The sequence below is a fragment of the Rhodococcus sp. M8 genome (genome assembly GCF_015654185.1).
Lineage (GTDB): Bacteria > Actinomycetota > Actinomycetes > Mycobacteriales > Mycobacteriaceae > Rhodococcus > Rhodococcus aetherivorans.
The window spans coordinates 2,470,152-2,482,545 of sequence record NZ_CP064065.1 but is presented as its reverse complement, the minus strand read 5'-3'; the positions used below and the strand labels follow the sequence as shown (position 1 = coordinate 2,482,545).

Here is a 12,394-nt window from a genome sequence, read left to right as displayed (position 1 = left end):
TTCCGGGGAGGAGCTCGATGTATCCGCTTCGCGGGGCCGTTCGCAACTATTCGTGGGGTTCGCACACCGCGCTGGCCGAGCTGACCGGCCGGCCTGCGCCGACCGAGGAACCCGAAGCCGAATTGTGGCTCGGTGCCCATCCGGCGGCCCCGGCCGTGGTGGACGAAGACGGCACCACGGTGTCGCTGCTCGATCTCATTGCTCGCGATCCCGAAGGCCAGCTCGGATCGGAATGTGCCCGAGAATTCGACGGTCGGCTGCCGTTCCTGTTGAAAGTCCTCGCGGCCGAGCAGCCGCTCTCGTTGCAGGCGCATCCGAGCCGGGCGCAGGCTCGGGAGGGGTTCGCGCGTGAGAACGACGCCGGAATTCCATTGGGCGCACCGCACCGCAACTATCGGGACGACAACCACAAGCCCGAGATGGTCGTGGCGCTGAGCCGTTTCGAGGCGCTGGCCGGCTTTCGGGCCCCGACCGAGACGGTCGAGTTCCTTCGTGACCTGAGCGTCCCCGAACTGACTCCCTACGCGTCGGAGTTGGGCGACCACCTCGACGCGACGGGGCTGCGCGCCCTGTTCACCGCGTGGATGACGCTGCCGACCAAGTCTCTCGTCGCGTTGGCGGACGCCGTTCTGGCCGGGTGCGAGCGCTACCTGGCGGCGCGGGCCGGCTCGGACGACGAGTTCACCGTCGCGGCACGCACCGCCCTCGACCTCGGCCGGGCCTACGCCGAGGACCCGGGCGTCATCGCGTCGCTCCTGCTCAACCGGGTGACCATGGAACCGGGCGACGCGTTGTTCCTGCCGGCGGGGAACCTCCACGCATACCTGCGGGGCACGGCCGTGGAGATCATGGCGAACTCGGACAACGTGCTCCGCGGCGGGCTCACGTCCAAGCACGTGGACGTGCCGGAACTGCTGCGCGTGCTCGACTTCGGATCGGTGGACGTGCCATGGGTACGTGCACGCATCGACAGGGGCGAATGCCTGTACGCACCGCCGGTGCGCGAGTTCGAGTTGGTGCGCGCCGAATTGGATCTATCGGGTACTTCGAGACCGACCTCTGCTGCATTCGGTGGCCCGGCGTCACGGATCCTGCTCTGCGTGGAGGGATCAGCTCAGCTGCGGTGCAGCGATCAGATGCTGAACCTCGAGCGGGGGGAAGCGGCGTGGGTTCCGGGCTCAGACCCCGAACTCGTTGTACAGGCCAGGAGTCCTCACGCGACGGTGTTCGCGGCAACACTGCCAATTCCGTCGGAGTCGACCTGAGTGGGCCGACAGCGCCAACTCTTCACACATTGTTGGTTCAGTACTCAGCGTGCATCGGTGTGCTGAACACGCCCGCTGAGTACCTCTGGGAGAATGCGTTGCACAGTCTTCGGCACGGGATACCTGGGCGCCACTCACGCCGCATGTATGGCAGAACTGGGGCATGACGTCCTGGGCGTCGACATCGACCCCGGGAAGATCGCGAAGCTGGAGGCAGGGGAGGTGCCCTTCTTCGAGCCCGGCCTTTCCGAGGTGTTGCGACGAAACCTCGAATGCGGACGGCTTCGTTTCACCACGTCCTACGCCGAGGCGGCAGACTTTGCGGACATCCACTTCATCGGCGTCGGCACCCCACAGAAGAGCGGCGAATTCGCCGCGGATCTGTCGCAGCTGCATGCGGTCGTCGACGCGCTCGCCCCGCTCCTGACCCGTCCGACGCTGATCGTCGGGAAGTCGACGGTGCCGGTCGGAACAGCCGAGCAACTGGCAGAGCGTGCCAGGAGCGCCGCACCGGCCGGCGACGACGTCGAGGTGGCGTGGAACCCCGAGTTCCTTCGCGAGGGGTACGCCGTACAGGACACTCTCGCCCCGGATCGGCTGGTCGTCGGGGTCGACCCTAGTCGCGGCGGGCGAGCCGAAGCGACACTGCGTGCCTTCTACGCGTGCCAGATCGCGGAGGGCGTGCCCTTCCTGGTCACGAACATTGCCACGGCCGAACTCGTGAAGGCTGCTGCGAACGCATTCTTGGCAACAAAGATCTCGTTCATCAACGCCGTCGCACAGGTCTGCGAAGCGAGTGGCGCAGATGTGGGCGAGCTGGCCGATGCGCTCGGCTACGACGCCCGGATCGGGCGGCGATTCCTCAATGCCGGCCTCGGATTCGGAGGTGGGTGCTTGCCGAAGGATATCCGGGCGTTCATGGCGCGGGCCGGCGAGCTTGGTGCCAATAACGTTCTGCACCTGCTCCGGGAGGTGGACGGCATCAACATGGGGCGCCGCACCACGATGGTCGAGATGACGAAAGAAGCCTGCGGCGGATCGCTCCTGGGCGCCCGGATCGCAGTCTTGGGCGCGGCCTTCAAGCCCGACTCCGACGACGTTCGGGACTCCCCAGCTCTCAACGTGGCGGGACAGCTCCAGTTGCAGGGAGCAGCGGTGACGGTCTTCGATCCGAAAGCAATGGAGAACTCTCGACGGCTGTTCCCCACCCTCACCTACGCGGCGGACATCCCCGAGGCATGCCGAGGTGCCGACGCTGTACTGGTACTCACCGAGTGGCAAGACTTCAAAGAACTGGATCCGGAGGAGATCAGTGCAGCAGTTCGGGCGCGCACCGTTCTGGACGGGCGCAACTGCCTCGACGCGCAGCGCTGGCGTTCCCACGGCTGGCGCTACCGCGGCATGGGCCGATGACGGAGTAACCAGGTCCGCCGGCGGCCGGGTCCTACTGCAGCACGCCGGTCGCAGCGTCGGGATCGATCTGCTTGAGCCGGTCCGTCAGCCAGGATCGCAGCATCGGGCCGTACTCCGGGCTCGCCAGGGCCGAGTCGACGCACGCTCGCAGGTAACCGCCGGGATTGCCGAGGTCGTGCCGCGAGCCGCGGTGGACGACGACGTGTACGGGGTGGCCCTCGTCGATCAGCAGCGAGATGGCATCGGTGAGCTGCAGTTCCCCGCCCACGCCGGGCATTACACGGCGCAGCGCATCGAAGATCGCGCGGTCGAGCAGGTAACGGCCAGCAGCGGCGAGGGTGGACGGCGCGTCCTCGAGCTTCGGCTTCTCGACCATGCCGAGAACCTTCATCACATCCGGGTTCGCGACGCCGGGAACCTCCTGGACTTCGAAGACGCCGTAGGAACTGACCTGCGCTTTCGGCACGTCGATGGCGCACAGGACGCTGCCGCCGCGCTCGGCGCGCACACGAGCCATGACCTCGAGGACGCCGCAGGGCTGGACGAGATCGTCGGGAAGGAGGACCGCAATCGCGTCCTCGTCGTCGTCGAGGGCCTGCTCGGTGCACCCGACAGCGTGCCCAAGACCGAGTGGCTCGGCCTGCACGACGGATTCGACGTCGAGCAACCTCGGTGCCTTGCGCACCTTTTCGAGCAGGTGATGCTTGCCCTTCGCTGCCAGGTGATTCTCGAGGACCAGGTCCTCGACGAAGTGCGCAACCACGCCGGCCTTACCCGGCGCGGTGACGATGACGAGGCGGCCCGCACCTGACTCGGCAGCCTCCGAGGCGACCAGTTCGATGCCGGGGGTGTCCACGACGGGCAGGAGTTCCTTGGGCACCGTCTTGGTTGCGGGGAGAAACCGCGTGCCCATACCCGCAGCCGGCACCACCGCCGTCTTGAACACGCTCGGGTTCTCGGCGATCAATTCGCCCATGGCGACACCTCGTCTCTCGATTGGGGCAAATCGGATACTCATCGGTAGGACGTACCCGCGCCATCAGGAATGTCGGTCGGAATAGGTACGCGCCGAACTGTCGCGGTGTGGGAGAGTTGCCGCGGGAATGCGCGATTGTGCAAAGTTTAGACTCATCGACCGAAATTCGCGACATCTTCGTTACTTGTATGCGACGGCGGAGCTGTGGACGAGAACTCCCCCCAGAAAGTTCATCGAACGTTCCTCCGAGTCAGATCATGTCGTTAGCGTCGGTCGTCCTGCACGCTTCCGGCCTGCACCGGCATGCCGGTGAAGCGGCCTTTGGGGCCTCGCTGCCGAGATCCGAAAACTTGCGCGGCAATTACCGGTTCTGTACCAGCGTATGCCGCCTACTGTCTGTACGTCCGGGCAAACTGGTCGTACGTCCAACTAGCTACGCTCCCAGGAGCGGTGGCGGTTCGTGTGTGATGTTTCACACCGTAACGCTCAAGCGCCCATATTCGAACAACTGAAACCCTTCTGGCTGGAACATACCGCTTGACCTGCAACTTGCTGAGAAGTTACTGAGAAGTAGGGAATCTCCGCTGGTCAAGGGGCGTGATCGCAGGTCCCAGTCGTCTCCCTATCGAGATGCAAGTCGTTGCCGAATGCCCCAAGATGTTGCTTACCGAGGGCAACGCAGGTTTGAGATGTGTGCGGTACGGGGAGGTACTCGCACAGCGTCGATGCCGTCCGCGTGTTCCGCCCGAGGTGTTCGCACCGGTACGGGCTCCTCGCCCGTACCGGGCTCGGGGAGGGAACAGAATGAAAGCAGCAGTGGGCCAGTCGGACCGGGTGCAAGCCACGGTCGACTCCACCAAGGAAGTGCCGACGAGGCACGAGGCATTTCCGGTCGGAGGCGGCTCCGGCAACACTCGATGGTCGTGGCAGAGCGCGTACGTCGAGCGCCTCTTCTGGACCGACAATGTCATCGTCGTGATGGCCGTCGTCCTTGCGCACGTCGTGCGCTTCGGGGAGGCGGACTTGCTCGCGGCCACATCGTTCAGCGAAGTGAACTACGCCGTCGTATCCGTCTGCCTCGCAGCTGCGTGGATCGGGACTCTCGTACTCTTCCGTACGCGGTCGCGCCGAGTCATCGGCAGCGGGTACGAAGAGTATCAGCGCGTGATCGCGGGAACACTAAGGCTTTTCGGCGCTATTGCAATCATCTCGCTCGTCTTCAAGCTCGACTTGGCCCGCGGCTACCTGGCAATCGCTCTGCCTGCCGGGCTCATCATGCTGCTCTTCAGCCGATGGATGTGGCGCGGCGTGGTGGCACGAAAGCGGAGCCGCGGCGAGTTCCAGACCTCCGTTCTCGTGGTCGGTGGTGAGCACGCGGTACGCCTCATGACGAGAACCTTTCAGCGCGAGGCTTCCGATGGCTACCGAGTCGTCGGTGTCTGCGTTCCGCGCTATGCGGGCGCTCGCGGTGAGTCCATCGAGGTGGACGGAAACCGGATCGCCATCTACGGCGACGAACGATCGGTCGTCGACGCCCTGGCCGAGTCGGGCGCGGACACGGTCGTCGTGACGGCAACAGAAACCCTCGGACACGAAGGTATTCGCGACTTGGTGTGGGAACTCGAACCGTACGAGGCGGATCTCGTCGTTGCCACCGGCGTCGTGGACGTCGCGGGGCCTCGCATGGAGATGCGGCCCGTCGCCGGCCTGCCGCTCATCCATGTGGAGAAGCCCAGCTACCACGGCGCCAAGCGAAGCGGAAAGCGCGCGTTCGACTTGGCCTTCTCGCTCACGGCCCTAGTGCTGCTGGCTCCCATGTTCGCTCTGGTGGCGCTCGCCATCAAGCTCGACAGCAAGGGCCCGGTGTTCTATCGCTCCGAACGCATCGGCCTCGACGGCGAGCCCTTCGGCATGATCAAGTTCCGGTCAATGGTGACCGACGCCGACAAGCAGGTGACCGCGCTTCTCGATCGAAACGAGGGTGCCGGCCTGCTATTCAAGATGCGCGCCGACCCGCGAATTACCCGTGTCGGCAGGTTCATTCGACGATACAGCATCGACGAGCTTCCGCAGTTCATCAACGTTGTTCGACGAGAAATGAGCGTCGTCGGACCGCGCCCGCCGCTGCGACGCGAGGTCGAGAACTACGACGGCATGATCCGTCGCCGGCTGTTGGTCCGGCCTGGGGTCACTGGTCTCTGGCAGGTGAGTGGGCGGTCGGACCTTTCGTGGGATGAGTCCGTTCGACTGGACCTGTCGTATGTGGAGAACTGGTCCATGGTCAGTGACCTACTCATCATTGCAAAGACCGTGAAAGCAGTCGTCGGGAGCGACGGCGCGTACTAAGCCCGACACATCACCCCACCAGGATGAGGGTGGGCGAATCACTCTCTCTCGTCAGCGCACGCCGTTTATGACCCGGCTGATGCACTTGTCGAAATACCGTCGAAAGGTTGCTGGAATGGTCAACGACGCGCTGTTTCCGCCCGACGCCAAAATCGGTGACGTAGATCCTCGGATTCGCGTTCTCCACGTTGTCGAAGCCTTCGGAGGCGGCGTGCAGACAGCACTGAGTCAGTATCTGGAAAATTCCGAATTCGCCGCTCACAAGATTGTCGCCAGGACGCGGCCGGGCCACGCGGTAGGCGTCCTCGAGGATGCTGACCTGGAAGTATTTGACGGGAACCTGGCTCAATTTGCCAATTTCTCGAACAAGGTCATCAAGAAATTTGAACCCCATATCGTTCATCTGCACTCGAGTTACTCCAGCCTGTTGAGGGTTCTCCCTATGTGCGCGAGCCGGAGGCTCGTCTATTCACCTCACTGTTTCGCATTCGAACGCGCGGATAAGAACTCGCTTCAGAGAACTTTCTATAAGCGCGTGGAGGAATTCCTGCATAGGATCCGGCCGGCAGAGATTGCGGCCGTCAGTCCCTACGAGGTTGAGCTTGCGACTACTGCCCTCAAAGCACGAGATGTAACACTTCTTCCAAACGTAATTCGAGGGCAAGATAACCCACACCAAGCGTCTGCAAAAGACCAGACGGCGTGGACTCGACGCGTTGTTGGCGTTGGAAGAATCACCCCCCAGAAATCGCCAGACTTCTTCGCGGCGGTCGCACAGCGCTTAAGCGGCAGGGGAATCGAATTCGTTTGGATCGGCGATGGAGACCCATCACTCCGGGAATTGCTCGAACGCGCCGGCGTCGATGTTCTGGGATGGCAAACGAACTCCACGACAAAGCAGATCGTTCGATCGGCAGATCTGTACCTACACACCGCATCATGGGAGGGTGCGCCCATTGCGCCGCTGGAAGCGACAGAAGTGGGCGTACCGGTAATCGCTCGCGATATCGCAGCGCTCCAGGGGCTCGGATACTTTACGGCCGGGAAGACAGTGGAGTGTGTATCCGATGCGGTGGAGAAATTTTTCAGGTCGACCGAATTTGCTGCGGAAGTGATACGGACTGACCGAGCTCGGGCGACGAAATATTGCCCCTCATTTCAGCGTGCTGCCCTGCGACGACTGTACTCAATTCGTTCTGAAACAGTTGGGGTCTTGTGATGCGAGTTCTATTTCCAAGCAGAATTGTCGACCGACACGTAGGCGGGAATACCACCTACGGTCGACAACTCGAGCGCAGCCTCCACGAACTAGGAATTCACACGGGACGCATTCCCTCCGGGCGGCACCCTGTAATCACCGCAATGATTGAGACACATGCCGGATTACGTCATCGGATCGAAGGCGATGCGGTCCACTACCTGGCGGATACGGGACCGCTCGTGCGAACCCGCAGCCCATCTGTCGTCACGGTCCATGGAATTGCGAGCCTGCACGCGCGGGGTATCCGCAATGTCCGTCAGGAAAAGGTATGGAGAACGCGGGTTGCGGCGGCAATTCGAAACACAGATGCGGTAATAACCGTCTCAAAATCGAGCGCAAACGACATATGTGAAGTATTCGATGTTCCCTTTGAAAAGATCGATGTTATCCCACATGGTGTGGCCCTTTCGGATCCATGCCGCCCGGTCGAGATTGCAGCGGATATTCTCGGATCAAGGGCTCGCGACGGATACGTCCTCTATTTGGGAAACATTGAACCGCGCAAGAACATAATTGAGCTCGTTCGAGCCTTCAGCCGACCGCAGGTTGCATCCCTAGGGCTGCCCCTCGTTATTGCGGGAAAGCCCGCTTGGAACGCAGAAGCAGCAATGCAGGAAATCCAAAATGCGGCAAATGTGATCTACCTCGGATTTGTCGAGGACGATCAAAAGGACGTACTTCTAAGGAATGCGTCGTTGTTTGTATTCCCGAGTCTCTACGAAGGCTTCGGGTTTCCAGTCTTAGAGGCGCTTTCGGTCGGAACTCCAACACTGACATCCAGACGAGGTTCGCTTGCCGAGGTCGCTGGGCCGGCCCGGACCTTGGAGGGTCTCGACGCTGACGCGATTGCGTTTGGCATCGTCGCCGCACTGGACGATGAGGACTACCGGGAGTCAGTCCGGGTGGACGGGCCAAATTGGGCTGCGAACTTCAGTTGGGAAAACAGTGCCTTACAACACGTGGATGTATATCGAAGGATTCTCAAATCATGAAGGTTCTCGTTACACACGGATACAGTGCAAATAACATGGGTGACGGACTTCTCGTGGAGGAGACCATCAACATTGCACGGACTGCGTGGCCGTCGGCAGAAATTGTGCTTATAGCGTCCGACCCAAGTTCTTTTGCGAAAACAGATTTGCGGACCGTTTCGAGCAAACCGCGATCGTTTCGCGATTTGTTTCATTATATTCAAACTTTGACGCGAATTCATCGATTCGACCTGGTGCTCGCAGTCGGTGGAGGATACTTGAGGTCGCGGTCAGCGGTTGAGCTATTCAAGATGACAATAATTCATGGTCCTCAACTGCTAGCCACTGCATTTCTGGCTGGTAAATCAGTGTATATGCCGCAGAGCATCGGACCATTCGACAAGGTATCCGGATTCGTGGTGCGATTGTTGCTCCACAGGATGAGCGCAGTCTATGTTCGTGACGACAAATCCGAAAATTTCGTTGGAACGGGAAAATGCTATCGAGCGCCAGATCTTGCGATCCTCTCCAGCGAATTTCCCGACAGAATTGTGCGAGATGTCGAATCCGTGCCAGTTCTTTCCGTTCGGTCGTTGAGGGGAGGGATGAGTGCCGAAGTTCTCGAACTTGCAGAGAATCTACGCCCGTTTGATTCCCTGGTGCAGAGCGCTGTCGGCGGCAACAACGATACTTGCCTAACGGCCGCGCTCGATCCCCGCACAATCATAGGTCATGTAAAGGACGATGGTGATTCACCGAGGCGGGTGATAATTGCGGTGCGTCTGCACGCTGCGCTGATGGCGATCCGGCGAGGCCATTACGTAATTCATTTAGCCTATGAGCGGAAGGGGTACGGTGCATTTGCCGATCTCGGCCTGGAGCCATTCGTTCACAACGTTTATAATTTTGACGTCGCGAAGGTTCTCCAACAGTGTCACGACCTGCGTACGTCACGTCAAGTACGAGAGCACTATGACAGGCGAATAAATGAGCGGAAGACGGAACGAGTTGCTCAGGGTGAGGCACTGATTCGTCATATTAGGAAAGCGACGCCGTTCGGAGCGTTTCCATCACGTAGCACGAGCCCGGATAAGGAACGAAGATGACCCTCGTCTCCGCCGAATCCCCTTCCTCGTCGCGCCAATGCGGTATTGAAGCTCACTATTTTTTCCCCTGGTGGATCAATCCGCTCTGGGGGGCATCTGTATTTGTTGCGTTGCTTGTTGCTGCGGGGAGTCTGTTCGGTGAGGAGTCATATGAGCTCTGGGACGTTCCCAAGTACGTGACAGTCGATCTCACCCTTACAGCCGCGATTTCAGGTACCGGGTTTTTGGTCGGTATCGCGCTTGCACTTGTGAAGAAGTCGCCCGGCCAGTGGCTATCGGTGCGGATCGGCCCGCAGACGCTCCGGGTGTGTTCAAATTCTGCGACCGTAGCCTTCTGGCTGTCGATGGCCGGCTACGGGTTTTGGGCCGTCTTCGCGCTTGCGCAAGGGGCCAGTATTGACCACATTCGCGCGATCCTTGACTTTCAGGAGGGCTCTGTAGGCGCTTTAAAGCGTGTCAGCGCACCGGTTGCGGGATTTACAACCTTTACGCAGTTCGCCGCGATCGCGGTGGCCCTTCGATATTTTCTGACGCGATTAGGATTTCGAGATAAGCAGTATCAGATTTATGCGATTCTAATTTTTTCTGTCGCACGAGCGTTCTTTCTGGGGGAACGACTTGCCTTGATTGAGGTTGCCGTTCCGATTATTCTATTGTCGGTTATTGTTAGTCGATTTCGTCGGGAAGTCTCTCGAAATGTTTTGGTCCGCACGTTCCTGCCGGTGCTCGGCGTCCCGGCGCTGTGGAGCGTGTTTGCCGTATTTGAGTACTCGCGAAGCTGGCTTTACTACCGAATGACAACAGATAAGACATTCGTGGAGTACATCACCGACCGGTTGGTCGGATACTACGCCACTGCAATAAACAACTCAAGCCTTTATCACCTCCATGTGTCTGGTCGTCCGCACGATCCGGTTTTCTCGTTTACAGCTTTATGGGACTCACCGGTAAGCTCACAACTCCTGGGCCACGGGACGTTCGCTGGCGTTGAAGTTCGCGAATGGTGGGCCGCGACTCTTGCGCTCAATGCAAATCCGGAATTCAATAACGCTGGCACATTCTTGGTCGTAGATGCTGATCTCGGTACTGTGTCAGCATTCTTCTTCTGGCTTGGGTTGGGGGTAATTATCGGTCTCTCCTATGTCTATATGAAACGCGGGCGCATTGAGTGGATGCTTGTATACACCGTTTCCTTTATCGGAATTCTCGAACTATTGAGAATTATATATTGGGTCCAGGGTCGATTTGTGCCAACGCTTATTGGGCTTGCGTGTTTCGGATACGCAATTGCAAAGGCCAGGGGCATGGATGAAGTGAGTCGAGCAGCCGAATGAGTCGTACCGGGCAGCTCGCGATCGGATTGGTGAACCAGTGTTTGGTGAGTTTGGGCTCACTTGTGCTTTTGATTGTTGCGGCAAGAAGTTTCCCGAGTGCGGAACTTGGAACCTTCTCGATTGGTCTCTTGACGGTACAAGTCGGCATTGTCGTTGTTCGCTCGTTCAGTGGTGAGGCGCTGATCGTAATGGAGGCGAGGAGTCCCGGTGACATAGCAGATGATTGCCGATACTGCTTACAGTTTTCGGCGACTACTTGCATTCCGATCGCCGCGCTCGGCATCCTAGGTGTCGTATTCGGAGACGGGGTCGTTCAGGCTGTTTGTGCTGCGTTCATCACGTTGCCTGGCGTTGCGGTACAAGATGCGCTCCGTCATGTATTGCTTCGGAGAGGCAAGGTGGGCACTGCTTCAGCGATTGATGCAGTTGTCGTTTTTGCCCAGGTGGTTCTTCTTGCATTCGGCGTCAATGCCGGGATGCAGCCTTGGATTCTAGTTCTCCTAATAGGTGTTCCTGCGTATGTAGTGGTCGTCATTCGGTCGCTGCGCGACCGATCTGGATTTTCGCTTGAAGGGTCGAGACGTTGGAGATCGCGTTCCAAACATCTTGCAGATGGAATGGCCTTTGAAGCGATACTGGGTGCGTTAGTTCAATGGCTAACTCTTCTGGCCGTCGCGCATTTTGCATCACTGGCGGAAGCTGCTGCCTTCCGTGCGGTGATAACTATTTATGGTGTAACCAACGTTGTGACAAATTTCTTGCGTTCTCACTATCTTGCCTATATGGCGAGGTCGATCAGAGTTGGCGCGAGGGAACTGGTTTGTAGTTCTGTTGAGATGTCCGTTCTCACCGTGGTGACGGTTCTAGTGTCCTTTGGTGTGCTATCGTGGCTGCCCGACGACATTGGATATCAGTTGCTCGGGGCAACGTGGGCGTTGGCTGTGCCGTATATCGGTCTTGGCGCGCTGAGTCGACTTTCCGCGGGGCTTACGACCGTACCGACGGTCATATTGCGAGTGCTTCGGGCGCCGTGGCGTGCAGCTACCGCCCGGGTAGTCTTGAGCATTGTCACGCTGGCAGTCGCTCCAGCCGCGGTCGTTACTGGTGGCGCCGAAGCGGGGTTTGCAGCTTTGTCTGTGATGTCATTGGTGATGGTTCTGGTACTGAGCGTGTTGGCATGTGGGGAATTTCGCCGAGTTTACATGGCGCTAGTCAGGGAGGACGCATGCGAAGACGGCAATTGATGGAGCGCCTCGTCGATGCGCAGAGGTATCTGCTGATTGGCGGCGTCATGCGACAGTTGTGCATGGTGCTTGGGTTGGATATACCGCGGAGTGTCACGTACGGCGCGGATTTCCGCATATACCACCGGGGTGTTGGTACGGTCATCCATCCGAATACCGTATTTGGTGATCGAGTGCGACTCTATCATGGCGTAACTATTGGACGAGCGGATTCGTACACCGGTACGCCGGAGTCGGATGATCTTCGCTTTATTGTTGAAGATGATGTCGCATTGTGTGCTGGATCTGTTGTTCTTGCTTCGAGTGGTGTCCTCCGGATTGGTCGCGGAACTGTTGTCGCGGCAAATGCAGTACTGAGGGAGAGCACGGGCGATTACGAAGTGTGGGCTGGTGTTCCCGCGCGGCGGGTTGCTTCACGCTCTGATTGATGCTTCACCATCTGATTGGTGTGGGGACCGATAGAATTGGATCTGCGGCG

11 protein-coding genes are annotated in these 12,394 nt (G+C 59.4%); 9 read left to right on the top strand and 2 right to left on the bottom strand.

The genetic code is table 11. From position 1 onward, the window contains the following. Positions 1-17: 17 nt before the first annotated feature. Together manA and ISO16_RS10965 are read left to right on the top strand one after the other, a co-directional pair. Positions 18-1,265, top strand: a complete 1,248-nt coding sequence (gene manA / locus ISO16_RS10970; RefSeq protein ID WP_072635992.1) for a mannose-6-phosphate isomerase, class I — start codon at positions 18-20, stop codon at positions 1,263-1,265. Between the two features lie 93 nt (positions 1,266-1,358). Further along, positions 1,359-2,678 carry a UDP-glucose dehydrogenase family protein gene (locus ISO16_RS10965; protein WP_072635991.1) on the top strand — a complete coding sequence of 440 codons (1,320 nt, stop codon included), beginning with the start codon at positions 1,359-1,361 and terminating at the stop codon, positions 2,676-2,678. Between the two features lie 31 nt (positions 2,679-2,709). Here the strand turns inward: ISO16_RS10965 and ISO16_RS10960 are convergent, their stop codons facing one another. Beyond that, positions 2,710-3,654 (bottom strand): UTP--glucose-1-phosphate uridylyltransferase, encoded by a 945-nt coding sequence (locus tag ISO16_RS10960; RefSeq protein ID WP_072635990.1) that lies wholly within the window; start codon positions 3,652-3,654, stop codon positions 2,710-2,712. An 804-nt stretch (positions 3,655-4,458) separates the two neighbouring features. Here ISO16_RS10960 and ISO16_RS10955 point away from each other — a divergent pair. Beyond that, positions 4,459-6,000, top strand: a complete 1,542-nt coding sequence (locus ISO16_RS10955) for a sugar transferase (protein ID WP_230304520.1) — start codon at positions 4,459-4,461, stop codon at positions 5,998-6,000. A 10-nt stretch (positions 6,001-6,010) separates the two neighbouring features. Here ISO16_RS10955 and ISO16_RS28660 read toward each other — a convergent pair whose 3' ends face one another. Then, positions 6,011-6,409 carry a hypothetical protein gene (locus ISO16_RS28660; protein WP_230304519.1) on the bottom strand — a complete coding sequence of 133 codons (399 nt, stop codon included), beginning with the start codon at positions 6,407-6,409 and terminating at the stop codon, positions 6,011-6,013. On the opposite strand from ISO16_RS28660, the gene ISO16_RS29055 reads away from it, so the two are divergent. The 6 genes from ISO16_RS29055 to ISO16_RS10925 all read left to right on the top strand — a co-directional run bounded on the left by ISO16_RS29055 (position 6,320) and on the right by ISO16_RS10925 (position 12,344). Then, a complete protein-coding gene (locus tag ISO16_RS29055) occupies positions 6,320-7,219 on the top strand; it encodes a glycosyltransferase (protein ID WP_442800827.1) in 900 nt (299 codons plus the stop codon). The two genes, ISO16_RS28660 and ISO16_RS29055, sit on opposite strands and share 90 nt — an antisense overlap. 143 nt (positions 7,220-7,362) lie before the next feature. Continuing rightward, positions 7,363-8,253 (top strand): glycosyltransferase family 4 protein, encoded by an 891-nt coding sequence (locus ISO16_RS10945; protein WP_230304518.1) that lies wholly within the window; start codon positions 7,363-7,365, stop codon positions 8,251-8,253. Then, positions 8,250-9,338, top strand: coding sequence for a polysaccharide pyruvyl transferase family protein (locus tag ISO16_RS10940; protein WP_072635988.1), 1,089 nt, complete (start codon positions 8,250-8,252; stop codon positions 9,336-9,338). Before ISO16_RS10945 ends, ISO16_RS10940 begins: the two co-directional genes overlap by 4 nt. Beyond that, entirely contained in the window at positions 9,335-10,672 is a 1,338-nt protein-coding gene (locus tag ISO16_RS10935; RefSeq protein WP_139310900.1) for an oligosaccharide repeat unit polymerase, read from the top strand. The genes ISO16_RS10940 and ISO16_RS10935 overlap by 4 nt, the downstream gene beginning before the upstream one ends. Then, a complete protein-coding gene (locus ISO16_RS10930; RefSeq protein ID WP_139310899.1) occupies positions 10,669-11,916 on the top strand; it encodes a hypothetical protein in 1,248 nt (415 codons plus the stop codon). Before ISO16_RS10935 ends, ISO16_RS10930 begins: the two co-directional genes overlap by 4 nt. Beyond that, the gene (locus ISO16_RS10925; protein ID WP_139310898.1) at positions 11,898-12,344 is read left to right on the top strand and encodes a hypothetical protein; all 447 of its coding nucleotides are present in this window, start codon (positions 11,898-11,900) and stop codon (positions 12,342-12,344) included. Before ISO16_RS10930 ends, ISO16_RS10925 begins: the two co-directional genes overlap by 19 nt. Positions 12,345-12,394: the final 50 nt, after the last annotated feature.

Excerpts from the sequence above, each read along its gene's own strand:
- manA (WP_072635992.1), top strand. The coding sequence starts at position 18 with ATGTATCCGCTTCGCGGGGCCGTTCGCAACTATTCGTGGGGTTCGCAC.
- ISO16_RS10965 (WP_072635991.1), top strand. The coding sequence starts at position 1,359 with ATGCGTTGCACAGTCTTCGGCACGGGATACCTGGGCGCCACTCACGCC.
- ISO16_RS10960 (WP_072635990.1), bottom strand. The coding sequence starts at position 3,654 with ATGGGCGAATTGATCGCCGAGAACCCGAGCGTGTTCAAGACGGCGGTG.
- ISO16_RS10955 (WP_230304520.1), top strand. The coding sequence starts at position 4,459 with ATGAAAGCAGCAGTGGGCCAGTCGGACCGGGTGCAAGCCACGGTCGAC.
- ISO16_RS10945 (WP_230304518.1), top strand. The coding sequence starts at position 7,363 with ATGATTGAGACACATGCCGGATTACGTCATCGGATCGAAGGCGATGCG.
- ISO16_RS10940 (WP_072635988.1), top strand. The coding sequence starts at position 8,250 with ATGAAGGTTCTCGTTACACACGGATACAGTGCAAATAACATGGGTGAC.
- ISO16_RS10935 (WP_139310900.1), top strand. The coding sequence starts at position 9,335 with ATGACCCTCGTCTCCGCCGAATCCCCTTCCTCGTCGCGCCAATGCGGT.
- ISO16_RS10930 (WP_139310899.1), top strand. The coding sequence starts at position 10,669 with ATGAGTCGTACCGGGCAGCTCGCGATCGGATTGGTGAACCAGTGTTTG.
- ISO16_RS10925 (WP_139310898.1), top strand. The coding sequence starts at position 11,898 with ATGCGAAGACGGCAATTGATGGAGCGCCTCGTCGATGCGCAGAGGTAT.